Genomic DNA, 24409 nt, shown 5'->3' on the forward strand with positions numbered 1-24409 from the left:
GTCAGCGCACGCTGACCCCGAGCGCCCCCAGTCCCCCCTGGCGTACGGCGATCGAGCCGTACGGCGTGCGCAGCCGCAGCCACGCTCCCGAGGCGAACAGCGCCGCCTGGCTGCTGGGCAGCAGGAAGCCGAGCGACTGGGCCGCGTGCACGGCCCGGACGGGCAGCCGGGTGTCCCCCACGGTCCGGGACCAGATCTCCCGCCCGATCCGGTCGAGTTCGGCCCGGGTACGCGCCTCGGGGCCCAACTCCTCGGTGCGGGAACGGAATTCGGCGACCCCGGCGTGGACGAGCGCCCGCAGCGTCTCCGGCTCCGGCAGCCCGGGCGCCTCCTGCCATCCGCCGCGCGGCGGCAGCACTCCGGCCCACGGCGGGCCGGTCACCGCCGCCGGCACGACAGCCGTGCCGGCGCTCTCGTCGACGGACTCCAGGAGCTCGCCGGCGGACACGGTCACGTCGAGCGTGACGTCGAGCCCGTTCTCGTACGGCTTGGCCAGGCGCACCGCGCGGATCGCCAGCACCTCGAAGGACGGCGGCCGTCCGAAGACGGCGAGCGCGGTGCCGGTGCCCTGGAGGCGCACCGCGGCCGAGCGGTCGTAGTGGAGCAGCCGGGAGAGGAAGGCGGCGAGGTCCGCGGCCTCCCCCTCGTCGGCGAGGTGGAGCACCGTCATGCGGCGACGGCCTCCTCCTCGTCGTCGTCCCGGTACCCCTCGAGGAACTCCCGTTCCTCCGCGGTGATCCGGCGCGGCCGCTGGGCCGGGAAGTCGAACGGCACTATCACCGTCGAGGCCCGGACGTACACCTCGTCGCCGTCCTTCACCTCGTAGGCGATGGTGAAGGAGGCCGCTCGGATCTCGGTGACCCACAGCTCGATGTCCACCGGCGCGTGCCGGTGGACGAGCTGCCGCTTGTAGTCGATCTCATGGCGTGCCACCACGGACCCCTGCTGGAAGTCCTTCTCCGGGCGGAACAGGAAGTCGATACGGGCTTCCTCCAGGTAGCGGAGGAAGACCACGTTGTTGACGTGGCCGTACGCGTCCATGTCCGCCCAGCGCAGCGGGCAGCGGTAGATGTGCCGCAAGATCAGCCCCGGGTCAGCTTCTTGTAGGTGGCGCGGTGCGGACGCGCGGCGTCCGGGCCGAGCCGCTCGATCTTGTTCTTCTCGTACGACTCGAAGTTGCCCTCGAACCAGAACCACTTGGAGTCGCCCTCGTAGGCGAGGATGTGGGTGGCGACCCGGTCCAGGAACCAGCGGTCGTGGGAGACGACCACAGCCGCGCCCGGGAACTCGAGGAGCGCGTTCTCCAGCGAGCCGAGGGTCTCGACGTCGAGGTCGTTGGTCGGCTCGTCGAGGAGCAGCAGGTTGCCGCCCTGCTTGAGGGTGAGCGCGAGGTTGAGGCGGTTGCGCTCACCGCCGGACAGGACACCGGCCGGCTTCTGCTGGTCCGGGCCCTTGAAGCCGAAGGCCGAGACGTACGCCCGGCTCGGCATCTCGACCTGGCCGACGTTGATGTAGTCGAGCTCGTCGGAGACGACCGCCCACAGCGTCTTCTTCGGGTCGATGTTCGCGCGGCTCTGGTCGACGTACGAGATCTTGACGGTCTCGCCGACCTTGATGGTGCCGGAGTCCGGCTCCTCCAGGCCCTGGATCATCTTGAAGAGGGTGGTCTTGCCGGCGCCGTTGGGGCCGATGACACCGACGATGCCGTTGCGCGGCAGCGTGAAGCTCAGGTCGTCGATCAGGACCTTGTCGCCGAAGCCCTTGCTGAGGTTGCTGACCTCGACGACGACACTGCCGAGCCGCGGGCCCGGCGGGATCTGGATCTCCTCGAAGTCCAGCTTCCGCATCTTGTCGGCCTCGGCGGCCATCTCCTCGTAGCGCGCGAGACGGGCCTTGGACTTGGCCTGACGCCCCTTGGCGTTGGACCGCACCCACTCCAGCTCTTCCTTGAGCCGCTTGGCGCGCTTGGCGTCCTTGGCACCCTCGACCTTGAGACGGGTCTGCTTGGTCTCCAGGTACTTGGAGTAGTTGCCCTCGTAGCCGTGCAGGCGGCCGCGGTCGACCTCGCAGATCCAGCCGGCGACGTTGTCCAGGAAGTACCGGTCGTGGGTGACGGCCACGATGGTGCCCTCGTACTTGGCCAGGTGCTGCTCCAGCCAGTTCACCGACTCGGCGTCGAGGTGGTTGGTGGGCTCGTCGAGAAGCAGCAGGTCAGGCGCTTCGAGCAGCAGCTTGCACAGGGCCACGCGGCGCTTCTCACCACCGGAGAGGTTGGTGACGGGCCAGTCGCCGGGCGGGCACCCGAGCGCGTCCATGGCCTGCTCGAGCTGCGCGTCGAGGTCCCACGCGTTGGCGTGGTCGAGCTCCTCCTGGAGCTTGCCCATCTCGTCGAGCAGCGCGTCGGAGTAGTCCGTGGCCATGAGCTCGGCGATCTCGTTGAACCGGTCGAGCTTGCCCTTGACCTCGGCGACGCCCTCCTGGACGTTCTCCAGGACGGTCTTGTCCTCGTTCAGCGGCGGCTCCTGCAGCAGGATCCCCACGGTGTAGCCCGGCGACAGGAAGGCATCGCCGTTCGACGGCTGCTCCAGCCCCGCCATGATCTTCAGAATGGTCGACTTACCGGCACCGTTCGGGCCGACCACACCGATCTTCGCGCCAGGCAGGAAGTTCAGCGAGACGTCGTCAAGGATGACCTTGTCGCCGATTGCCTTGCGCGTCTTGCGCATGGTGTAGATGTACTCAGCCAAGAGAAACCGTCCGGCAGCTTGAAATCTGGCAGTGGGCAGATACACCCCATCTTGCCTGAGGTCCACCCTCGGGTGGTAACCCGTTCGGCCGGGGGGCTGTGACCTGGGGTTTCCCGACCGTCGGCGGTGGCTCGACGGTCACTGTCCGTTGCCGTGGCGCGGCCCAGGGGGCGCCGGACGGCCCAGGGACGGCGGCCCGTGAACCCGCCGCCACCCGCCGGGCGTCGGATCAGTCCTCGCCCCTGCGCATGGCCACCAGCACAGCCGCGCCCACGGCCACCGCCCCCACCGCTCCCGCTGACCGCATCAGCCCCCGGGACGTGCCCACCGACAGCACCGACCACCGGGACCGGGCCGACAGCAGCGACGCCGTGCTCAGCCAGGAGCCTCCGGAGATCAGGGACAGTGCCGAACCGATCGAGCCCACGGACAGGGCGCTGCCGATCGAGCCGACCGACAGGGCCGAGCCCACGGAGCCGATGGACAGCACCGAGCCCACCGAGCCGATCGACAGGACCGAGTCCCGGGACCACAGGGACAGCACCGAGTCCGAGGAGGTGTGACGCGCCGACGATGCGGAGGGCTTGGTCATGACGCCATTCTGCCCGGCCCGGCCTCTCCCGTTCAGTCCTGTGCGCCGTTCTGCTTCCTGCCGGTGATCACGAGGGCCGCGCCCCCGATCACCACCAGGGCGATGGCGGTACCGGCGATCAGCGGGGTGGTGGCGGAGCCGCCGGTCTCGGCGAGGTTGACGTCGGTGGTGGGGACGGCCACCGTGGCGGGGCTGGGCTCGCTGAGCGTCTGGGTCGTGGTGCCCGTCTCACTGCTGCGGGTGCGGCAGTCGAGGACACCGGTGAAGCGCTTGGACAGGCCGTCGGGTCCGGTGATCGTGAAGTCGTACGCCTGGTCCTCCTGGAGCGGGACCGTGACCGTGCGGGTCTCGCCCGCCGCGATGACGTACTCCGTGCCCATCAGCTCGAACGCGAACTCCTCGTCGCCCTCGTTGACGGCTGTGATGTCCAGGCCGCTCTCGGCGCAGTTCCGCGCCGCGGACAGGGCGGGGACGGCGCCCGCCTTCGCCCAGGACGCGCTCGCCGCGGCCGAGACCGTCGACTCGCTGGAGCCGGCGAGGATCTGGGTCTGGCTGCGGCTCTCGGAGGCGAACGCCCGGCCGACCGGCACGGTGGTCGAGGCCTGCACGGTCAGGTCGGCCGAGCCCGCCGCCGCGTCCTCGGGGACGTCGAAGTAGAGCTCGCTGCCGTTGCTCACCGAGGTCACCGGGTTGCCGTCCTTGCCGACGATCCGCACGCCGCTGGTGGCCGCGTCCGCCGGCGGGGTGACCGTGGCGCCGGCCGCGTTGGTGTGCACCGTCACCGGGCCGAGCAGCTCGCCGGGGTGGCCGGAGACCGCGGGCGGGTCGAGCGTCAGGGACGCCGTCGGCTCCGCGGCGTCACGGGCGCTCTTCTCCAGGTAGTCCGCGAGCTTCTCGGCCTGCGGGTCGGCGGCGTCGACCTTCGCGTGGTCCGAGTAGCGCCAGATCGCCACCTGGGTGCCCGCCGCCGCGTCCTGCTCGGTCAGGCCCGAGGCGACACCGGCCTTGGCGGCGAGCGCCGCGAGATCGTTGACCTGCGGATAGGAGTTCTGCAGGATCCAACGGATCCGGCCGGCGTCCTTGTTGGCCCCCAGCGAGGTGCCGCTCCAGTCGGTCTCGTGGTACTTGGCGTCCTTCTGCGTGGGGTTGTAGAGGTCGACGCAGTAGGTCTGCAGAGTGCCGCCGCCCTCGACGGACATCTCGAACAGCCCGGCGGACACCTGGAGATCGCCGTCGGCGGCGTGTATCACCGCATCACCGTAGGTCTTCAGGCCCCCTATGGTGGCGGTCGCCCCTCTCTGGTTCTGCGCCGCCCCGTCCGCCGCCGCCGGGCCGGCGACGGCGACCGTCGCACCGGCGGCGAGCAGGCCGGAGACGAACGTGACGGCCGCGAGGCGAGCCGCCCCACGTCCGCGCACGGACAGCGCAGAGAACGCAGAAAACACGGAATTCCCCTTCGAGCAGGACCCGTTGTCGAGCGGGGTGGCGGTCCCACCAGCAGAATCAGTAGCCCCGGGAGCTGTGTTCGGCATCCTAGGGACGCGGCCGCCCCCCTCTTCCCGAGGATGCGGTCGGAAGATCGATCCGACTCGGAATCGTTATCGCCAGGAGCTTTGACCCGTCTGGCTTATCGACAAGTCGACCGGCGACATCCGGAGCGCATGCGCCGATAAGCCGCACTTCGGTCAGCCCTGCCGCGTCCCCGGCCGCCGTCACGTCACCGCGACGGGCTCCTCCCGGTCCGCGGCCTCGCCCGGCGGTGTCTCCCAAGCGGGCTCCGGCTGCGCGGACGCGCCCGCGGCGGCCTGCTCCGGGCGCTGGGTGCGCCGGAAGGCCGAGGTGCCGCGCGCGAGGTCGTGGCCGATCGCCACGGCGTCGATGTCGGCCGAGGTCCAGGCCGGCTGCCCCTCGCGCACCTCCGACCGCACCTTCAACCGGCCCTGCACGACCACCGGATCACCCAGGTTGATCGACCCGGCCACGTTCGTGGCGAGCTGGCGGTTGGCCCACACCGTGAAGAAGTTGGTGTGCCCGTCCGTCCATTCGTTCTTCTCGCGGTCCAGGTACCGCGCCGTCGCCGCGAGCCGGAACCGCACCGACGCACCCGTCGCCAGCTCCCGGTACACCGGCTGTGTCGCCACGTTGCCCACCGCGCAGATCATGGTCTCGTTCATCGCTGGAACCCCTCCCGGACATGCGTACGGGCCCGTCCCGTACGGCTGCTGCCTGCGCGCCGACCGCGTCACCGCGATCGCCGCGACACCAGACTGCCTCCGCCGGGCCGAGCCCGCCGCGCCCTGTGGACCGCCCCCGGGCTGTGGAGAACTCCGCCACCCGAACGAGGGCTTCCGCCCGAGGGACCGTCCTTCACCCCACTCCGACCTTCACCCCACTCCGACCTTCACCCCACTCCGACGACCTTGCCGTACTGCTCCCGGACCTCCCGGTACCGCAGCAGCTCCGCCGCCACCGGGTCCAGCACCCGTGCCCGTCCGCACCCGGACGCCGCTTCCCTGAGCCGCCGTTCCGCCTCCACGCCGTAGCGCCGCGCGGGCCCCCGCGCCGCCATCCGGCAGCTCCACTCGACGAGCGGGCCGCCGACGATGCCGGCCACCATCAGCAGCACCGGGACACCCAGGTTGGGCGCCATGACCCCGACGATCTGGCCCACCAGCCAGAGCCCGCCGACGATCTGGAGCAGCGTCATGGAGGCCTGCGCGAGCACGGCCACCGGCCACCACCCGGGACGCGGCGGTCGGCCCGGCGGCAGCCCGGCCCGGGCCGTCAGCTCGTCCAACGCCTCCGCCAGCCCCTGGGAGCCGCGTACGGCCGCCTCCCGCACCGCCTGCGCCCACGGCGCGGGCAGGCCGGCCGAGGCCCGGTCGGCGAGCGTCCGTACGGCGTGCTCGACCCGCTGCCGCGCGGTCGCCTCCTCGTCGGGCTGGGCGCGCAACGGCAGCCGCCCCGTGGCCGGTTCGCACCGGTCCTGGTACCAGCGCCACAGCCGCAGCCAGGGCGTCCCGCACGCGCGGTTGGCGTTGCGCAGCCAGGCGCGCTCGGCCGCCTCGCCCGCCGCGGTGGCGCCGACCGCGTCCGCGAGGCGGGCGGCGAAGTCGTCGCGCGCCGCCTCGCTCAGCCCGGTGCGCCGGCCCGTCGTGTAGACGGGTCGCAGCCGCCAGGCCGCCGCGTCCACGTCGGCCGCGATCCGCCGCGCCGGCGCTCCGCGCTCCGTCACGAACTGGCCCAGCGCCTCGCGCAGTTCCCCGACACCGTCCCCGGTGAGCGCCGACACCGCGAGCACGGTCGCGCCCGGTTCGCCGTACTCGCCGAGGGCGATCCCGTCCTCGTCCAGCAGCCGCCGCAGATCGTCGAGGACCTGCTCGGCGGCCTCCCCGGGCAGCCGGTCGATCTGGTTGAGGACGACGAACATGACCTCCGCGTGGCCCGCCATGGGCCGCAGATAGCGCTCGTGCAGGATCGCGTCGGCGTACTTCTCGGGGTCGACGACCCAGATGACGGCGTCCACGAGGGCCAGCACCCGGTCAACGTGCTCGCGGTGCTGGACCGCCGCGGAGTCGTGGTCGGGCAGGTCGATCAGGACGAGCCCGCGCAACTGCGCCTCCGCCTCGGCGCTCTGGAGCGGGCGCCGCCGCAACCGGGGCGGGATGCCGAGCCGTTCGATGAGGGTCGCCGAGCCGTCGCTCCAACTGCACGCGATCGGCGCGGCCGTGGTGGGCCGGCGCACGCCGGTCTCCGAGATGGCCACTCCGGCGAGCGAGTTGAACAGTTGCGACTTGCCGCTGCCCGTCGCCCCCGCGATGGCGACGACGGTGTGCTGCCCGGAGAGCCTGCGCCGGGTGGCCGCCTCGTCCAGGACCTGCCCGGCCTCGGCGAGCGTGCGGCTGTCGAGCCGGGCCCGTGAGAGCCCCACGAGTTCGCGCAGCGCCTCCAGACGGGAGCGCAGGGGGCCGTCGTAGGTGAGCGGCGCGGGCGGCGGGGCGTTGGTCCCGCGGGCCTCCACGGCGGTGGTCTGCTCGCTCTCGGCGGTGACCCGGCGGGCGATGAGCCCGTCGTCCCAGGCACCCCCGGACTCGGCGTCGTCCTGCTCCCCGGTCGCTTCCACGGCCTCCCCGCGCGCAGACGCCCGACCGGCGTCCCCGCGCGCAGGCGCCCGGCCTGCGTCCGCCCGCGCGGAACCGGAGTCGGCATCCGCCCGCCGGTCCGCCCGCGCCCTCTTCACGCGCGCGTGCCCGTCCTTCCCGCTGTCGTCCGCCACCGCGTCACCCACCGATTCCTCGACCCGCTCTTTCCCGTTCCCGGACGTGGTGTCCCCCGCCCGCTCCGTGTGGTCCTGATCCGTGACGGCGGTCATCGGTCACCTCTCCTTCTGCAGTACGGACAGCGCGGCGATGAGTTCGGCCTGGGGTTCGGGGTGGACCTCGAGTGCGTCCAGCGGGGCGAGCCGGCGTTCGCGTTCGGCGTGCACGACCCGGTCGAGGTGCTCGGCGAGCAGCCGTCCGCCCCGGTCGCGCAGCCGCAGGGCCCCGTGGGCGCCGATCCGTTCGCCGAGCCCCTCGCCGGCGACCCGGGCCCGGCGGCCGCCGAGCAGCGCGGTGGCGACGAGGGCGGCGACCGTCTCCGGGTCGGGCGCGACCCCACGGTCGAGGTCGCGGATCTCCTCTTCGGCGTACTCCTCCAGCTCCCGCCGCCAGCGTCGTACGGCCATCCCGATCCGGTGCTCGGCGCTCTCCGGGCCGGGGTCGCGCTCCGTCAGTTCCGGTGCCGCCGCGGCCGGTTCGCGCCGCCAGGCCTCGTCCACGCGTTCGTCGGCGGCCGTGACGGCGCACAGCAGGAGGGCGCCCAGGCTCTCCACCAGCGCGTCCAGGAGCTCTTCGGCGGTGCAGTCGAGGGGGAAGGCCCGCCAGCGCTTGAGGGCGTCACCGGCGAGCACGGCACCGGCCTGGAGCCGCCCCCGCACACGCGCGTACTCGCTGTCGTACGCCCCCTCGACGGCGGCGGTGAGCCGCAGTGCGGCCGAGTACTGGGCGGCGGCCGCCCCGGCCAGTTCGGGCATCCGCGACTTGAGGGAGGCCAGCACACCGTTGGCCGTACGGGCGACAGCGTGGTGCCGGGCCGCGGGGTCCTGCACCTGGTGGACGAGCCAGGTGCGCAGCGAGGCCACGGCGGTGGCCGGCAACAGCCCGCCGCCCCAGGCCGACTCGGGCAGCTCCGGCACCGTGAACCGGGGGACCTCGCCGAGGCCCGCCTTGGTGAGCAGGGCGCCGTACTGGCGCGAGACCTCGGAGACGACCTGGTGCGGCACCCGGTCGAGGACGGTCACCAGGGTGGCGTCGTACTCCTTGGCGGTGCGCAGGAGATGCCAGGGCACGGCGTCGGCGTAGCGGGCGGCCGTGGTGACCATGATCCAGATGTCGGCGGCGCAGATGAGCTCGGCGGCCAGGACGCGGTTGTCGGCGACGAGGGAGTCGATGTCGGGCGCGTCCAGGAGCGCGAGGCCCGGCGGGAGGGTGTCGGCGGTCTCGACGCGCAGCACGCGCGCGGGGTTCTCGCCGGGCAGCAGGAGTTCGTCCGGCTGCTCCCCGTGGGGCACCCACACGCGCGTGAGGTCGGGCAGTACGCGCATTCCGCTGAACCAGTGATGGTCCTCCGGATGGCAGACCAGTACGGGTGTCCGCGTGGTCGGCCGCAGGACGCCCGCCTCGCTCACCCGGCGTCCCACAAGGGAGTTGACGAGGGTCGACTTGCCGGCCCCGGTGGAACCGCCCACCACGGCCAGCAGGGGCGCTTCGGGGTCCCGCAACCGGGGCACCAGATAGTCGTCGAGCTGGGCCAGCAGCTCGTCACGGTTGGCACGCGCGCGTGGCGCCCCCGCCAGGGGCAGCGGAAAGCGTGCGGCGGCGACACGGTCGCGCAAGGCGGACAGTGCGTCGAGAAGCTGAGGCCGTACGTCCAAGGTCACCACATGTGAAGAATGCCCAATTTTAGGGGAATTCTGAAGCATATGACCATGTCTGCGCGCCGACCGGACACAAGGGACGGAAGGGATGACTGGGACGGAGGCATAGTCCAGGCATAACGAGTGCACAACACCCGGTGCGCCAGGCGCCAAAAGCGATGCACGATTCGTACCTGCCTGCGATTATCAGGACCGCTTCACTGAACCTCCACATCGAGCCACGGAGGCGAAGCAACAGGGACAAGGTCGTGGGAGCCCTATCCTTGTCCCCGGCAACGTCACGGAACGGCCCACACCCGGGCACCCAAGACAGGAGCCACCACACCCGGCCCCCGTAGCTCAGTGGATAGAGCAGGCGCCTTCTAAGCGCTTGGCCGCAGGTTCGAGTCCTGCCGGGGGCGCACACACCTTCTGACCACGCGTTCCGGGCAGAGGGTCTTTTCATGTCCGCCCCGGGCCGACGAGATCACGCGCCCCTCCCGCTGTCAGTGCCGCGGCGTAGAGTCGATCACCCTGACCGGATCAAGCAGGGGAAGGGCCGCCATGCGTCTGCGCTGTGCCGTGCTCGACGACTACCAGCGGTCGGCGACCCGGCTCGCCGACTGGTCACCGCTCGCGGACCGGGTCGACGTCGTCGCGTACGACACCCACTTCGCCGACGAGGAAGCGCTGGCCGCCGCCCTCGCCGACGCCGACATCGTGGTCACCCTGCGCGAGCGCGTCCCCTTCCCCGCCTCCCTCCTCGCCCGCCTGCCCCGGCTGAAACTGCTCGTCGCCTCCGGCATGCGCAACTCCGTCATCGACTACACGGCCGCCGAGGCGCACGGGGTCACCGTCTGCGGGACGGCGAGTTCGTCGACCCCGCCGGTCGAGCTGACCTGGGCGCTGCTGCTCGGCCTGGCCCGCGGGATCGTCGACGAGAGCAACGCCCTGCGCGCGAACGGCCCCTGGCAGTCCACGGTCGGCGCCGACCTGCACGGCCGCCGCCTCGGACTGCTCGGCCTCGGAAAGATCGGCGGCCGGGTGGCACAGGTCGGGCTCGCCTTCGGCATGGAGGTCAGTGCCTGGAGCCGCAACCTCACCCGGGAGCGCGCCGACGAGGTCGGCGTCCACCTCGCCGACTCCAAGGAAGAGCTGCTCGCCGAGAGCGATTTCGTCTCCGTCCACCTCGCCCTCGGCGACCGCACCCGCGGTCTGCTCGGCGCCGCCGAACTCGCCCTCCTCAAGCCCACCGCCTACCTGGTCAACACCTCCCGCGCGGCGATCGTCGACCAGGACGCGCTCCTCGCCGCCCTGCACGAGGGCCGGATCGCCGGCGCGGGCGTCGACGTCTTCGACACCGAGCCCCTGCCCGCCGACCACCCGATGCGCACGGCGCCGCGCCTGCTCGCCACCCCGCACCTCGGCTATGTCTCGCAGGCCAACTACGCGACCTACTACGGCCAGGCCGTCGAGAACATCCAGGCCTACCTGGCGGGCTCCCCCGTACGACGGCTCCCCTGACGCGGGCGGTACCCGGGCCTCCGCTTCAAGAAGGGTGATCCCCACATGAACGCCGTTACCAGGAGTGAGCCTCCGCGTTGAAGGGGAAGTGCGACGGCGCGTCCTGCCGTCGCACTCACCGAGTCAGAAGGAGAACGTGATGTCTCGCATCGCGAAGGCAGCAGGTGTCGCGCTCGGCACCGGCGCCGTGGTCATCGGCGGCGCGGGCCTGGCCCTGGCGGACGCGGGCGCCGACGGCACCGCCGTCGGCTCGCCCGGCGTCCTGTCCGGCAACGTCGTCCAGGTCCCGATCCACATCCCGGTCAACGTGTGCGGGAACACCGTCAACGTGATCGGTCTGCTGAACCCGGCCTTCGGCAATAGCTGCGCCAACGTCAGCGACAGCCACAAGGGCAACCCCGGCCCGGGTGGGCACGGCGGCTACGGCGGCTGATCGTCCGTACGCGCACCAGAGCCCCGGCACCTCGAGCGCCGGGGCTCTTCGCTGTCCGTTCCGCGTCCGCGGGCCCGCGTGGGCGCTCAGGCGTACCGGTAGATCCTGCTGACGTCCTCGAGCTGATCCGGCGTCACGTCCCACGGCGGCAGGTGCTCGTGCCGGGCCACGACCCGCTCGTGCTGGTCGCTGGCCGGCCCGGGCGGCCTGGCGGGCAGATAGCGGGCGCCGGCGTGCCGCCGCTGCCAGCGGTACCAGCACAGGTCGACGAAGGCGTGGTGCAGCCAGAACACGGGGTCGTTGACCGACGCGCCGCCCACCATGGCCCCGCCGACCCAGCGGTGCACCCGGTTGTGGTTGCGCCAGGAGACGCTGCCCCGTCCGCTCCCCCACCCCTCCAGCTTGTTGCGGAAGCCCTTGGTCACCGTGGAGTTCCAGGGCGAGACGTCGTAGACGGGGTCGGCGAGCGCCCCTTCCAGCTCGCTCCTGGTCGGCAGCGCGAGGGGAGCGGCGGCGCGCCCGAGATCCCGGGTGAGGAACTCCGCGTCGGTGATGCCCTCCGTGAGGGTCCAGTTGCCGCTCGCGTAGGCGAACGGCCCCGTCGTCACCTGGCGGTCCGAGCGCCGCCCGTTGCCGCCGAGGAGGTCCTTGGTCCAGGGCGGGGACGTCGTCGTGCGGTCCCGGGTCCAGTCCCAGTACGGCACCGTCACCGAGGAGTCCACCCGGCGCAGCGCCCGCTCCAGGTCCAGCAGGAAGCGGCGGTGCCAGGGCAGGAAGGAGGGCGCCATGTGGGCGGTCCGCAGTCCGTCCTCGCCGTCGGAGACGTAGTACTGGATGTGGGTGCGCACGAACTCGTCGTACTCACCGCGCCGTTTCAGCTCCAGCAACGCGTTCACGAACCGCCGCTTCTCGCCGGCGGTCAGGGTGCTGACGTCCTTACGCGTGTACGCCATGGTGGCCCCCCGAGTGCGTGTCGCCCGCCATGGCGTCCGTGTCGCGCAGCCGCCGCCCCGGCCCCAGTTCGTCGGCGGCCGCGCGGGCCGCCGCCAGCGGGCTCGGGTACGAGCGGTAGTGGTCGACCATGCTCAGCCAACTGCCGTCGGCACGGCGCATGAGGTGCAGCGGCCGGTCGTCCACTGTGACGTGCCACGGGCCGTCGGCGTCGACGGGGTGCCCGACGGTCGCCGTCCGCGAGCCCCGGATGCGGTGGCCGCGGCGGATCTCGTCGAAGTCGAGGGCGAGGTCCGCCGGCCGGGCGGTCCGGCGCAGGGGCCGGGAGGCGGCGACGACGGGGGCCAGCGCCATGGCCACGGCCGTGACGAGCAGTCCGCGCAGCACGTCCCGCCGCGCGGTGCGCACCGGCCGGGGTCTCACCGCCCCTGTCCCGGCTCCCGCCATTCCCCCACCGACGCTGACGACCATCGTGCACTCCTCGTCCGGTTGCGATGTACACAGCCGTAACCGTCCGAGGGCCCCCGTGGTCACTCCTGCGGTCCGGGCGGCCCGGGGAGCCACGCCGTGGACCGGGGCCGTGAGCGGTCCTACAGGCCCGGTCCCATGCCCAGGTTCGCGGCGGGCACGGTCTGCAGGACGGGGGCGAGGATGCCCGCCTGCGGGAGCTTGGTGTCCGGCAGGCCCATGTGCTCGGGGTTGGGCCGCGTCAGCGGGGCGTCCACGCTCAGGCCGGGCGAGAGGGTGCGCAGGTCGGACGTCGGGACGCCGACACCGACGTGGTCGAACTCCGTGCCGAGGACGTGCGGCACGGGCGCGCGCAGGCCGGCGCCGGGCAGGCCGCCGGTGACCGGCAACTGCGGGACGGTGCGGGCCGGGAGGAGCCGGCCCTCGACGAACTGCGGCCCGTCGGGCTTGCCCGGCCGCGGCAGCGGGATCTCGCCGTTCAGGCTCGGCAGCTCCATGTTGAGGGTCTTCTCGGCGGCTTCCAGGGGCACCGGGACGGGGACCGTGCCGACCGCGACGGCGGGCGCGGCGGCGGCGCCCATGGCGGCCGCGACGCCGGTGACGACGGCGGCAAGGGTTCCTCGGGGGGTCGACTTCATGGCAGGTGCGGTCCTTTTCAGGGTTCGGGGGCTCAACGTCCGTACCGCGTAACGATCCTGGGGCGGTCACCGGCGCAAGAATCCCCCGGGTGCCGCAGTAGTACGACGAACCGACAACGGCCGGTCAACCCGTCCAGAAGTCCCACCAGCGGGTCAGGACCAGCATCCCGACGATCCCGGTGTGCAGCACCGGGGGCACCCAGGCGAACTCGTCGAGGAACGCCCTCAGCGGGGCGGGCGCGGGCAGGAGCCGGTGGCGTACGGCGTGCGCGACGACGTACCAGAACAGCGTGATGGTGGCGACCCAGGCCAGGCAGCACCACAGGCACAGGGCGTTGATCCGGTACAGCGACTCGAACTGGAGCCACGACACGAACCCGAGCCCGAACAGGCAGCCGGCGCCGAACGCCAGCCAGTACCAGCGCGGGAAGCGGGCGCCCGCGAACAGGCCCGTGCCGACGCAGACCACGATGCCGTAGGCGACCAGGCCCAGCATCGGGTTGGGGAACCCGAAGGCCGAGGCCTGGTCGCTCTCCATGACGCTGCCGCAGGAGACCACCGGGTTGAGGCTGCACCCGGGGGTGAAGTCCGGGTCCTCCAGCAGCCTGAACTTGTCGAGCGTGATGACCCAGGAGGCCAGCAGCCCGGCCGCCCCGGTGACCACCAGCAGGAGGGCGAAGGCGCGGCTCGCGCCCACGGGTTCGCGCGGCTGGCGCCCCGGGGCGGTCACGGGGTCAGGCGCGCAGGCTGCGGGCCGGCAGCACGATGTGCGCGGCGGCGTCCAGGGTCTCGTCGGCGTTGACGAACTCGGCGAGCGCCTCCGGGTCGACGGACGCGCCCGGCTCGGCCTCGGTCCAGGCGCGGGTGGTGAAGATGAGGTAGGCGAAGCCGCGCGCCTCGATCGCCTCCAGCCACTCCGGCGGCACGGTGCACTGGACGCTGAGCCGCGGCATGGTCAGGACGGCCTGGCCCGCGACGACGAGCAGGCCGACCGGGAGACTGGGCCTGGCGATGCCGTCGACCAGCTCCCGGCCGACCGGCAGGCCGTTGTCGGTCAGCAGCCGCTCGACCGCGGCGGACGTCGCCTCCGGACCGCCCTCGGTGTTCCCGAGGGAGCAGACCAGGAGGTGGGGGATGGCGACGCCGTCCGCGTTCTCCCCGCTCCAGGGCAGTACGACGACGGTGCCCAGGTCGGCGGAGCGGAAGGGGCGGGTTTCGCTTGAGGTTGAGGTCACCGGGCGACCATAGCGACGCTCCGGGGGGCCGCCCGGGCGTTCTCACCCGAGCGGGCGATGTACCGCGGTCCGTCCACACGAACGAGGGACGGGGTCGAACAGCGCGAAGGGCCGATCCCGGGGCCTGTACGGCCACCAGGGAATCGGCCCCTTTTCCGGATGTCTCCGGGCGCCGGGAAAAGCGGATTCAGCCACCCACGGGAAGAACGCCGGCAATTCCGCCGTCGTTGTTCAGGTCCTGGGTCGCGCCTTTCACGGCGTTGAGCACGGAGCCCGTGTTCTCGGTGTCGAGCGCGTCCGACTGGTGCTGCAGCGGCATCACGTCGATGGGACCCCTGGTGAGCGCGTTCACGGCGCCGTTGAGGCTGGTGGGCGTGAGGTCGGCGCTGTTGTAGGCGAACGCGGGCGCTGCGGCACCGGCGAGGACCAGGGAACCGGCAACGACAGCAGCGGCCTTCAGGGACTTCATCGTGTTCCTTTCTTCGGCAACTCAGGTCGCCAGAGGGAATTCTGACGCCGTGCCCAACGAGTTGCGACCGGAGCGGAAACTCCTTTTATGAGTCCTCATATGAGATCCCGTCGGTCAGCTCGACGGGCCGCCCACGGGGACGCCCGGCAGGCTCGGCGCGGGCAGTCCGCCGCCGACGAGCGTCGCGGCCACGGTGTTGACGAGGCTCGTCACCGTGTCGGTGACCGCCGCGGAGACCTGAGCGGCGGCGCCCGACGTCACCGCCCGGATCAGCTCGTCGATCGCCTTCTGCAGCGCGGCGAGGGCGTCACCGATGACGTCGGCGGGGGCCGCCGTGCCGTTCCGCGTGGGCGCGGGGAGCGTGGTGGCCGACGTGCCCGCGCCCGGTGACGCCGGAGCCGTCGCGGTGGCCTGCGCGATGGCGTCCTTCACGGCGGTGCCGAGTTCGTTCGCCCGGTCGGCCGGGAGGCGGCCCTCGTCGGCCTTGAGCACGGCGTTCAGCAGGTCGGTGACCGGGGTGATCACGCCACCGAGGTTGCCGAGGCTCCTGACCTGGCCGAGAAGTGCGTCCGCGTCGGGCAGCGGCGCGTGGGCCGCGGCGTGGGCACGCTCCCGGACCGGGTCGGCGGCCAGGGCGGCCGGACCGGCCAGGCCGACCAACAGGGTCGCGCAGAGTGCGGTGGACGCGATACGCCGTGCGGGCAGACCACGCATGGGGGTTCCTTTCGGTGAGCGTCGGATCTGTGCCCACCGTGTGTTCACCCACCGTGCCCCGCAACCGATCGATCGCGCACGGTGCCGGGTCGCGCCGCATGTCACCCGGGTCGCCGCTGGTGAGTGCGGCTGTCGGGCCCGGCGCGGCGGCCCGGCGTCCGCATCCCCCGTTCGGGGAAACGCAGACCGGCCGCTCTCCCGCGTGCGAACACGGGAGGGCGGCCGGCCTACGGGGTGGCGTGTGAACGTCAGTCGTTCTCGCACTGGTTGCCGAACGCCGGGTTCAGCAGGGCGATGACGTCGACGGTGTTGCCGCAGACGTTGACCGGAACGTGAACCGGAACCTGCACGACGTTGCCCGACAGGACGCCCGGGGAGTGGGCGGCGGCGGCCTGCGCGCCACTGTCGGCGACGGCGATGCCCGCACCACCGGCGACGGCCGCGGCGGCAACGGAGGTCAGGGCCAGGCCCTTCGCGATACGCGACATGGAGAGTTGCTCCTTGGGGGTTGACACAAAACACCCGGGCGGGATGCCCGGCGTTGTGTCAACGCGCGGCGCCCGCGCGAGTTGTGCGGCCAAAGGGGTGATCTGCCCGAGCCCCGGGCGTGCGATGCCGACACGGTTGACTGATTTGACAGTAATAGTCCGGATCGTGACTAGAGTTGCGGACCTCCCGAGGCCCCCGCAGACGGCACGTCGCCCGCACGGGGCGCCGTACTTTCCCGAAAGGGCAACGCCGGTCATGCGCAATTCCCCGGGCCCACTGCCGCGCCGTGCGATCGCGGGCGTGCTCCTGCTGGCGGCCCTGTGCGCGCCGGTGCGCGCGGAAGCGACGGTGCCCGACCCGTCGGCCGCGGAGGCGCGGCGGCTCCCGTTCGCCGAGCGGTACCGCGCGACACAGCACGGCGGTGTCGTCCGCGCCGCCAACACCTCCATCACCTGCCGCGCCACCGGCGCCGGGGCCGCCGCCGCCTGCCCGACCGTACGCGCGGGCGGCAAGGGGGCCAACGGCGACTTCGACATGGTCTACGTCGACGTGGACCGCGACCCGAACACCTACAACTCCTCCCGCGCCGAGGTCCGGCTGCCCGAGGGCTCGCGGGTGACGTACGCGCGGCTGTACTGGGGCGGCAACCTGCGGGTGGGCGAGCAGAAGCCGCCGAAGGACAACGGGCGGGTGCTGGTCGCGGAGCCCGGCGGGCAGTACAAGGCCCTCCTCGCGGACACCGTGGTGGGTCACCGGGCGGCGCACGGCGCGGACGCCTTCCAGGCCTCCGCTGACGTCACGGACCTGGTCCGGGACAGCGGTCCGGGGCTGTACACGGTGGCGCAGGTCAACGTGGCCAAGGGCAGGTCGAAGGCCGGGGCGTGGGGCGGCTGGACGCTGGTCGTGGCGTACCGGAACCCGGCGCAGCCGCTGCGGCACCTCGCCCTCTGGGACGGGTTCGACGCCCTGAACTCCCGTACCGCCCCGCGGATCCGCCTGGGCGGACTGCGCCTCGCACCGAGGGGCACCGGCCGGGTGGGACTCGTCGCCTACGACGGCGACCGCGGCCGTACGGGTGATTCGTTCACCGTGTCGACCGGCCGCGGCGCGCACACCGTGCTCGTCGGTCCCGGCGGACCCCGCGACGACGTGCTGAACTCCACGATCTCCGAGGCGGGGGCGCTCGCGCCGGAGCGTGTGCCCTCCTACCCGCACACCCTCGGCTACGACTCGGACGTGTTCGAACTCGGGAACGCCCTGCGGCACGGCGGTGACCACCTGGCCTTCCGGCTCGTTTCCCAGCGGGACGCGGCATGGGCCGGCGCGCTCTTCGTCGCCGTCGACGCCCGGCAGTAGGCGCGTTCCGGCCCGTCCCGAGCCCGTCCGTGAGCGAGGAAACCGCGCAATGCACCAGTCAGCAACCGACCCCGGGCCACGGGTCCTGCACCTCACGCAACCCGTGGACGGCGGGGTGGCCCGGGTGGTGACGGATCTGGCGCGGGCCCAGGTCGCCGCCGGTCTGCACGTCACGGTCGCCTGCCCGGACAGCCCCCTCTCCGCCGAACTGCGGGCCCTGGGCGCGGACGTACGGCGCTGGGAGGCGACCCGCTCACCGGGTCCGGCGCTCGTCCGGGAGGTACGGCGGCTCACCCGGGTGGTCGACGAGGTGCGGCCCGACCTGGTGCACGCGCACAGCGCGAAGGCCGGACTGGCCGGACGGATCGCCGTGCGGGGACGGATCCCGACCGTGTTCCAGCCGCACGCCTGGTCGTTCGAGGCGGTCGGCGGCGTCACCGCCGCCCTCGCGCTGAACTGGGAGCGGCGCGGCGCGCGCTGGGCCGCGCGGACGGTGTGCGTCAGCGACGCGGAGCGCCGGACGGGGCTGCGGGCCGGGATCGCCGGGCGGTGGAGCGTGATCCCCAACGGGATCGACACCGACCGCTTCCGCCCCGCCGCCGCGGACGCCGTACGGGAGCGGCTGCTGCCCGGGGTCGATCCGGCGGCGCCGCTCGTGGTGTGCGTGGGGCGGCTGTGCCGGCAGAAGGGGCAGGACGTCCTGCTGCGGGCCTGGGACGCGGTGCTGCACCGGGTGCCGCGGGCCCGGCTGGTGCTCGTCGGGGACGGACCCGAGCGGGACCGGCTGCGCGAACGGGCCCCGCGGTCCGTGCACTTCGCAGGCGCCGTCACCGATGCCGTGCCCTGGTACCGGGCCGCCGATCTGGTCGTCCTGCCGTCACGCTGGGAGGGCATGGCCCTCGCCCCGCTGGAGGCGATGGCCTGCGGGCGGCCCGTGGTGGTGACGGACGTGGACGGCGCCCGGGAGAGCCTGCCGTCCGCTCTCGCGCCGCGCTGCCTGGTGCCCCCGGAGAACCCGGCGGCGCTGGCCGACGCCGTCGCCGCCCTCCTGCTCGACCCGTCGCTGCGCGCGTCGCTCGGCCACCAGGGGCGCCGTCACGTCCTGTCCACGCACGACGTGCGGCGCACGTCCGAGGCGGTGGCGGGCCTGTACCGCGACCTGCTCGACGCCGAGCCCGCCGCGCGCGTCGCGCCCACCGAGTACAGGGAGCCCATCCACTCGTGACCGCGGAAAGCACCGTCCCCTCTCCCGGCAAACAAGCCAGGGACCTCGGATTCTCATCCGTCTCGATCATGCCGCCGCGCGGCCCCGGCGCGGGGTTCCGGTTCCCCGCCCGGCGGCCCCCGGCGCGCCCCGTCTCCCCGGTCCCGCTGCTCACCGCGGACCTCGTCGCCGCCCTCGTGGGGGCGTTCGCGCTCAGCACCGCCCAGTGGCGGCCGCTGCTCGTGGCGGCGCTGGTGGCCGGATCGCTGCTGCTGCGCCCGCACCCGCCCCGCCAGGTGACCGGCGTCCTCGACGAACTGCCCGCCGTCTGCGCCCGGATCGCCGTCGCCTGGCTGGCCCTCGCCGCCGCGGCGGCCGCGTACGACCCGGACCGGGCGCTCTCCCCGACCACCCTCGGCGCCGGCTTCCTGCTCCAGTCGGCGGTGGCCTGCGCGGGCCGCGGCACCGTGCGCCGGCGCCAGCGCCTCGCCCGGCTCACCCGGCCGCGCGCCGCGCTCGTGATCGGCCCGGCGGGGACCGCGCAGCGCGTGGCCGCCGCCGTGCTGCGCCATCCGGGCTGCGGGGTCCGCCCGGTGGGCATCGTGACCGAGCAGCCCGACGGCGGCGAGGGGCTGCCCGTGCTCACCACCGGCGAGGAGGTCGAGCGGGCCCTCATCCAGAACGGCGTACGGGACGTCCTGACCGTGCACCCGTCCGTACGGTCCCGGCAGGGCCCGCTGCTGCGGGCGCTCGCCGAGTCGGGCTGCGCGGTGTGGGAGATCGACGCGGAGTCGCCGTCGTACGAGATGCGCGAACAGCTCGCCGGGTTCTCCTGCCGGCGTCTGGTCATGGGGTCCCGGCGGCGGGGCAGCGCAGGCAAGCGGGCGCTGGACGTGGTCGTGTCCGGGACGCTGCTGCTGCTGATCAGCCCGCTGCTGCTGGTGTGCGCGGTGGCGCTGCGGCTGAGCGGCGGGCCCGGCGTGGTGTTCCGGCAGGAGCGCATCGGCAAGGACGGCAAGCCGTTCACGCTGCTGAAGTTCCGCACCCACCGGCCGGTCGACGCCCATGAGGCGGCGACCCGCTGGAGCGTGGCGAACGAGCACCACATGCCGTGGCTGTGCCGGTTCCTGCGGCGCACCTCCTTGGACGAGCTGCTCCAGTTGTGGAACGTCCTGCGGGGCGACATGAGCCTGGTCGGCCCGCGGCCCGAACGACCCTACTTCGTCACGAAGTTCAGCCAGACCTACCCCGGTTACGCGGCCCGCCACCGGATGCGCACCGGGATCACCGGCCTCGCGCAGATCCACGGGCTGCGCGGGGACACCTCGATCGAGGACCGCTGCCGGTTCGACAACGCGTACATCGACAACTGGTCGCTGTGGCAGGACATCTGCATCCTGCTGCGCACCGCGGCCGCGCTCGTGCGTCCGACGGGGAGCTGAGCGCGCATGAGCCTCGCGCTGAACCTGGCACGGGTACGGCAGTTCACCCCCGTCCTGCCGGTGGTGGCCGTGGTCGCCCTGCTGGCGCTGCCGGTGTCGCCGACCGCCGAGAGCGGTGCGGGTCCGGCCGACGCGGTCTCCGGCCTGGTGGTGCTGTACTGCGTGGTCCGGCTGCTGCGGGAGCGCCGGCGCCCCCTGTCGTGGACGGCCGCCGTCGTCCTCGGGCTGCCGGTGGCCGGGCTGGCCGTCGCCGCGGTGGGCGCCTCCTCGCCGGCGGCCGGGCTCACCGGTCTGGGCCGCTACCTCCAGGTGTTCGTGCTGGTCCCGGCGGCCGTGCTGCTGCTGGTCCGGGACCGGCGCGACTTCCGGCTGCTGGCCTGGTCGTTCGTGGCCCTGGCCGGGTGGCAGGGCGCGATCGGCGTGCACCAGTACGCGACCGGGACCGGCGCCTCCTACCAGGGGGAGGACATCCGGGCCGTCGGCACCTTCGGCGCGGCGGACGTGATGGGGATGGCGACCGTCGTCTCCTTCGGTCTGGTGTGCGCGCTCGGGCTGGCGCTGGGACAGGCGTCCGTGCGGCAGCGGGCGGTGGCCGCCGGGTGCGCGCTCGCGCTGCTCCTGCCGCTGGCGCTGTCCTTCAGCCGGGGCGCGTGGATCGCGACGGCCGTGACCTGCTCGGCGCAGTTGGTGCTGGCCGGGCTGCGGCGGGCGCTGGTGGTGGGGGCCGTGACGGCCGCCGTCGGCGTGGTCCTGGTGGGCGGCTTCGGCGTCGGTTCGGCGCAGTTGCAGGAGCGGATCAGCAGCATCACGCAGGTCACCGACGCCCCCGACCAGTCCGTGACCGACCGGTACACCATGTGGGCGGCGGCCGTCGGCATGTGGCGCGAACAGCCGCTGAACGGCGTGGGGTTGAAGGGCTTCCCCGAGCAGCGCGACGGGCACGCCTCGCTCGCGCTGTCCGCAGGCAGCGACACGGAGGGCGCGGGCGCGGCCTTCCGCCGGCAGCCCTTGCTGTCCCCCCACAACATGTACCTCCTCGTGCTCGCCGAACAGGGCCTGATCGGCCTGCTCGCCCTCGCGGGCGCCTGGTTGGCGCTGCTGGTGTGCGGACTGCGCGGGCTGGTGCGGGCACGGGTGTCCGGGCGCGGGCTGGACTGCGCGCTCGTCGGCTGCGGGCTGCTGGTGTGGCAGCTCACGGACTTCGCGTACGCGGACATCGGCGGGCCCTCGACCGTGCTGACGGCGGTGTGCTTCGGCGTGGTGGCGTGGTGGGCGCTCGTCGGCAGCGGTGCCCTGCCGCCGCGGTACGGCAACGGTTCCGTCCCGGTGCGGGAGGGGGCCGCCGAGGCCGAGGGGGCCGGGACACGATGACGGTGAAACCTCCGCATGCCACTGGGGCCACCGGGGCGGACCGCGATGCGGGCACGGACGCCGGTCCCGCCTCCGAACCCGTCGCCCACGCAAGCGGCGACGGGCCGGTCGCGTACGGAACGGGTGACGGGCCGATCACCCGGGGAACCGGTGGCGGCCCGAGCACTTGGGGAACCGGCGACGGGCCGAGCATTCGGGGAACCGGTGACGAGCCGCTCCCCCTGAGAACCGGTGACGGGCCGGTCACCCGGGGAGCCGGTGGCGGGCCGCTCTCCCTGAGAACCGATGACGGGCCGATCACCCGGGGAACCGGGGGCGGGCCGCTCTCCCTGAGAACCGGTGGCGGGCCGAGCACCCGGGAAACCGGTGACGGGCCGAGCACCTGGAGACCCGGTGACAGGCCGGGCACCCGGGGACCCGGTGGCATGCCGGTCGCCGTTCCTTCGGCCCGGGGCGCGGACGTGGCGCCGGGCGGGGCTCACGAACTGCCGCCCGTGTCCCGCCGTTTCCTCGCCAAGGCCACCGCCGTCACCGCCGCCCTGTCCGTCGCCGGGGCGCTGCTCGGGCTGGTCCGTGACCAGTCGCTGGCCCGGCTGTTCGGGGCCGGCAGCGGGACGGACGCCTTCCTGGTGGCGTGGACCGTGCCGGAGTTCGCGGCCACGCTGCTCATCGAGGACGGGCTGGCCTTCGTGCTGATCCCGGCGTTCAGCCTGGCCCTGGCCCGGCGTGCCCAGGGCGCCCCCGGCGACCCGGTCCGGGCCCTGGTCGCCGCCACCCTGCCCCGTCTGACCCTGGTCTTCGTCGCCGCGTCCGCGCTGATCGTCGCGACCGCCCCCTACCTGGTCGAGGCCCTGGCGCCGGGCCTGCCCGACCCCGGCCTGGCCGTGGACTGCACCCGGCTCACCGCGACCTGCGTGCTGAGCTTCGGGCTCGCCGGGTACTGCAGCGCGGTGCTGCGGGCGCACCGGCGGTTCCTGATGCCGGGCGCGATCTACGTGGCGTACAACGCCGGCATCATCACGGCGATGTTCGTGCTGGGCGGCGCCTGGGGGGTGCGTTCGGCCGCGGCGGGTGTCGCGGTGGGCGGTGCCCTCATGGTCGTGGTGCAACTCCCCGCGGTGTGGCGGCGGTTGCGGCACTCCCCGGTGCGGCGGGAGGCGCCCGCGGAGACCCCGGACCGGGCGGTGACGCTGGCGCTCGTGGCCACCGTGCTGCTGTTCGCGCTGTGCCGGCAGTCCCAGGTCCTCGTCGAGCGCTTCCTCGCCTCACCGCTGCCCGCCGGGGCCATCTCGCACCTGAACTACGCGCAGAAGGTGGCCCAGATCCCGATGACCCTGTCGCTGATGCTGTGCACGGTCACCTTCCCGGTGGTCGCGCGGGCCCTGGCCGACGGGGAGACCGAGCGGGCCCGCGCCCGCGTGGAGCGGGACCTGGCGCTGGCCGCCTGCACGGTGCTGCTCGGCGCGGCCACGGTGATCGCCTGCGCCCCGCAGATCATCGAGGTCCTCTTCCAGCGCGGCGCGTTCACCGCCCGGGACACGGCGGCCACGGCGGGCGTGATGCGCGTGTACGCCCTCGGGCTGCTCGGCCAGACCCTGGTCGGCGCGCTGATCCGCTCGTACTTCTCGGCGGGCCGCCCCACCTGGTACCCGGTCTGCGCGATGGCCGCGGGCATCGTGGTCACCTCGTCGGCCGGCGCCTGGGCGGTGGGCCCCTGGGGTGTGTCCGGGATCGCCGCCGCCAACGCCGCCGGCATCACCGTGACGGCCTCCCTGCTGCTCGCCGGCATGGGGACGACGTACCGGGGCGTCCCGCGCGGCATCCCGGTCCGCACCCGGCAGGTGCTCGCGGAGCTGAGCCGGCCGGTGTGCGCGGCCGTGGCCGCGACACCGGCGGGGTGGCTCGTCGCGAGCCGCACCGCTCAGCCGCTGCCGGGGCTCCTGGCGGGGGCGGCGACCGCGACCGCCGTGTTCGTCCTGCTCGGCCTGGCCCTGGGCGCCCAGGGCTTCGCACCCGCCCTCCGTTCCGTACGGGCCGCCGCCCGTACCCTCACCCGAAGGCTCCCGCATGGCCGTTGACTCCGCCGGCACCCGCACGGCGCCCCGCCGCGGTTCCGCTCCCTGGGTGGCGATGTACCACTCGGTGACGGACTGCCCGGACGACCCGTACCGCATCACCGTCACACCCGACCAACTGGAGCGGCAGCTCAGATGGCTCGCCCTGCGGGGGGTGCGGGGCGTGTCCATGGCCGAGCTGCTGGCCGCACGCGCGCGCGGCGAGGGCCGGCGGCTGGCCGGGCTCACCTTCGACGACGGTTACGCCGACTTCGTCGACCACGCCCTGCCGGTGCTGCGGCGGCTGGACTTCGGCGCCACCCTCTTCGTGCTGCCCGGCCGGCTCGGCGGCGACAACGCCTGGGACCCGCTGGGCCCGCGCAAGCCGCTGCTGACGGCGGACGGCATCCGGCAGGCGGCGCGGGCGGGCATCGAGATCGGCTCGCACGGGCTGACCCACATCGACCTGACGACCGCGGACGACCTCCGGCTGAAGGCCGAGGTCGTCGAGAGCCGGGCCGCCCTGGAGGACCTGCTCGGCGCTCCGGTGGACGGCTTCTGCTACCCCTACGGCACGCTCGACCAGCGGGCCGTCGAGGCCGTCCGGAGCGCCGGGTACCGCTACGCCTGCGCCATCGACCCGGGCCCGCTCACCGGCCCGCTCGCCCTGCCCCGCCTGCACATCGGGCAGAACGACGACTCCGTACGCCTGTTCCTGAAGTACCGGCTGCACCGGCTGCGGCGGCGTCCCGTGGAGGGTCTGTGA

General features: G+C 73.4%; 24 protein-coding genes and 1 tRNA gene. 9 read left to right on the forward strand and 16 right to left on the reverse strand.

What is annotated here, in order from left to right; translation table 11 throughout:
• Position 1: 1 nt before the first annotated feature.
• The 8 genes from ACZ66S_RS03075 to ACZ66S_RS03110 form a co-directional block, all read right to left on the reverse strand.
• A complete protein-coding gene (locus ACZ66S_RS03075; protein WP_469899219.1) occupies positions 2-670 on the reverse strand; it encodes a DUF8185 domain-containing protein in 669 nt (222 codons plus the stop codon).
• A complete protein-coding gene (locus tag ACZ66S_RS03080; RefSeq protein WP_469899221.1) occupies positions 667-1080 on the reverse strand; it encodes an acyl-CoA thioesterase in 414 nt (137 codons plus the stop codon). The genes ACZ66S_RS03075 and ACZ66S_RS03080 overlap by 4 nt, the downstream gene beginning before the upstream one ends.
• Positions 1081-1082: 2 nt before the next feature.
• Positions 1083-2747, reverse strand: a complete 1665-nt coding sequence (ettA, locus tag ACZ66S_RS03085; RefSeq protein WP_469899222.1) for an energy-dependent translational throttle protein EttA — start codon at positions 2745-2747, stop codon at positions 1083-1085.
• A 229-nt stretch (positions 2748-2976) separates the two neighbouring features.
• Positions 2977-3339: a hypothetical protein gene (locus ACZ66S_RS03090; protein WP_469899224.1), complete on the reverse strand. Its 363-nt coding sequence runs from the start codon at positions 3337-3339 to the stop codon at positions 2977-2979.
• 32 nt (positions 3340-3371) lie between these two features.
• A complete protein-coding gene (locus ACZ66S_RS03095; RefSeq protein WP_469899225.1) occupies positions 3372-4784 on the reverse strand; it encodes a Cys-Gln thioester bond-forming surface protein in 1413 nt (470 codons plus the stop codon).
• 267 nt (positions 4785-5051) lie between these two features.
• Positions 5052-5513: a single-stranded DNA-binding protein gene (locus ACZ66S_RS03100; protein WP_469899227.1), complete on the reverse strand. Its 462-nt coding sequence runs from the start codon at positions 5511-5513 to the stop codon at positions 5052-5054.
• Positions 5514-5740: 227 nt separating this feature from the next.
• Positions 5741-7711 carry a YfjP family GTPase gene (locus ACZ66S_RS03105; protein ID WP_469899229.1) on the reverse strand — a complete coding sequence of 657 codons (1971 nt, stop codon included), beginning with the start codon at positions 7709-7711 and terminating at the stop codon, positions 5741-5743.
• Positions 7712-7714: 3 nt separating this feature from the next.
• The gene (locus ACZ66S_RS03110; protein WP_469899231.1) at positions 7715-9322 is read right to left on the reverse strand and encodes a dynamin family protein; all 1608 of its coding nucleotides are present in this window, start codon (positions 9320-9322) and stop codon (positions 7715-7717) included.
• 322 nt (positions 9323-9644) lie between these two features.
• On the opposite strand from ACZ66S_RS03110, the gene ACZ66S_RS03115 reads away from it, so the two are divergent.
• The 3 genes from ACZ66S_RS03115 to ACZ66S_RS03125 all read left to right on the forward strand — a co-directional run bounded on the left by ACZ66S_RS03115 (position 9645) and on the right by ACZ66S_RS03125 (position 11252).
• Positions 9645-9717, forward strand: a tRNA-Arg gene (locus ACZ66S_RS03115).
• 142 nt (positions 9718-9859) lie between these two features.
• Positions 9860-10819, forward strand: coding sequence for a D-2-hydroxyacid dehydrogenase family protein (locus ACZ66S_RS03120; protein ID WP_469899233.1), 960 nt, complete (start codon positions 9860-9862; stop codon positions 10817-10819).
• 139 nt (positions 10820-10958) lie between these two features.
• Positions 10959-11252 carry a chaplin gene (locus ACZ66S_RS03125; protein ID WP_053849884.1) on the forward strand — a complete coding sequence of 98 codons (294 nt, stop codon included), beginning with the start codon at positions 10959-10961 and terminating at the stop codon, positions 11250-11252.
• Between the two features lie 86 nt (positions 11253-11338).
• Here ACZ66S_RS03125 and ACZ66S_RS03130 read toward each other — a convergent pair whose 3' ends face one another.
• From ACZ66S_RS03130 to chpG, 8 genes are all read right to left on the reverse strand, one after another.
• Positions 11339-12205, reverse strand: a complete 867-nt coding sequence (locus ACZ66S_RS03130; RefSeq protein ID WP_469899235.1) for a tyrosinase family protein — start codon at positions 12203-12205, stop codon at positions 11339-11341.
• A complete protein-coding gene (locus tag ACZ66S_RS03135) occupies positions 12189-12674 on the reverse strand; it encodes a tyrosinase family oxidase copper chaperone (RefSeq protein ID WP_469899237.1) in 486 nt (161 codons plus the stop codon). Before ACZ66S_RS03135 ends, ACZ66S_RS03130 begins: the two co-directional genes overlap by 17 nt.
• Before the next feature lie 119 nt (positions 12675-12793).
• Complete coding sequence (locus ACZ66S_RS03140; RefSeq protein ID WP_469899239.1) at positions 12794-13309, reverse strand: hypothetical protein; 516 nt, start codon at positions 13307-13309, stop codon at positions 12794-12796.
• Between the two features lie 124 nt (positions 13310-13433).
• Entirely contained in the window at positions 13434-14039 is a 606-nt protein-coding gene (locus ACZ66S_RS03145; RefSeq protein ID WP_469899241.1) for a vitamin K epoxide reductase family protein, read from the reverse strand.
• A 4-nt stretch (positions 14040-14043) separates the two neighbouring features.
• Positions 14044-14544, reverse strand: coding sequence for a DUF5949 family protein (locus ACZ66S_RS03150; protein ID WP_469899243.1), 501 nt, complete (start codon positions 14542-14544; stop codon positions 14044-14046).
• Positions 14545-14731: 187 nt separating this feature from the next.
• Positions 14732-15013: a hypothetical protein gene (locus ACZ66S_RS03155; protein ID WP_469899245.1), complete on the reverse strand. Its 282-nt coding sequence runs from the start codon at positions 15011-15013 to the stop codon at positions 14732-14734.
• A 114-nt stretch (positions 15014-15127) separates the two neighbouring features.
• Positions 15128-15727, reverse strand: coding sequence for a hypothetical protein (locus tag ACZ66S_RS03160; protein ID WP_469899247.1), 600 nt, complete (start codon positions 15725-15727; stop codon positions 15128-15130).
• A gap of 248 nt (positions 15728-15975) precedes the next feature.
• On the reverse strand, positions 15976-16215 hold the full coding sequence (gene chpG, locus ACZ66S_RS03165) for a chaplin ChpG (protein ID WP_469899248.1): 240 nt from the start codon (positions 16213-16215) through the stop codon (positions 15976-15978).
• Between the two features lie 256 nt (positions 16216-16471).
• On the opposite strand from chpG, the gene ACZ66S_RS03170 reads away from it, so the two are divergent.
• From ACZ66S_RS03170 to ACZ66S_RS03195, 6 genes are all read left to right on the forward strand, one after another.
• A complete protein-coding gene (locus ACZ66S_RS03170) occupies positions 16472-17572 on the forward strand; it encodes a DUF3344 domain-containing protein (RefSeq protein ID WP_469899249.1) in 1101 nt (366 codons plus the stop codon).
• Between the two features lie 49 nt (positions 17573-17621).
• Positions 17622-18797: a glycosyltransferase gene (locus tag ACZ66S_RS03175; protein ID WP_469899251.1), complete on the forward strand. Its 1176-nt coding sequence runs from the start codon at positions 17622-17624 to the stop codon at positions 18795-18797.
• Positions 18794-20218 (forward strand): exopolysaccharide biosynthesis polyprenyl glycosylphosphotransferase, encoded by a 1425-nt coding sequence (locus ACZ66S_RS03180; protein ID WP_469899253.1) that lies wholly within the window; start codon positions 18794-18796, stop codon positions 20216-20218. The genes ACZ66S_RS03175 and ACZ66S_RS03180 overlap by 4 nt, the downstream gene beginning before the upstream one ends.
• A 6-nt stretch (positions 20219-20224) precedes the next feature.
• On the forward strand, positions 20225-21589 hold the full coding sequence (locus ACZ66S_RS03185; protein ID WP_469899255.1) for an O-antigen ligase family protein: 1365 nt from the start codon (positions 20225-20227) through the stop codon (positions 21587-21589).
• Positions 21590-22014: 425 nt separating this feature from the next.
• Positions 22015-23667, forward strand: coding sequence for a murein biosynthesis integral membrane protein MurJ (murJ, locus tag ACZ66S_RS03190; protein WP_469899257.1), 1653 nt, complete (start codon positions 22015-22017; stop codon positions 23665-23667).
• Positions 23657-24409 carry a polysaccharide deacetylase family protein gene (locus ACZ66S_RS03195; RefSeq protein ID WP_469899258.1) on the forward strand — a complete coding sequence of 251 codons (753 nt, stop codon included), beginning with the start codon at positions 23657-23659 and terminating at the stop codon, positions 24407-24409. Before murJ ends, ACZ66S_RS03195 begins: the two co-directional genes overlap by 11 nt.

It is taken from the genome of Streptomyces sp. NPDC107471, assembly GCF_055582845.1.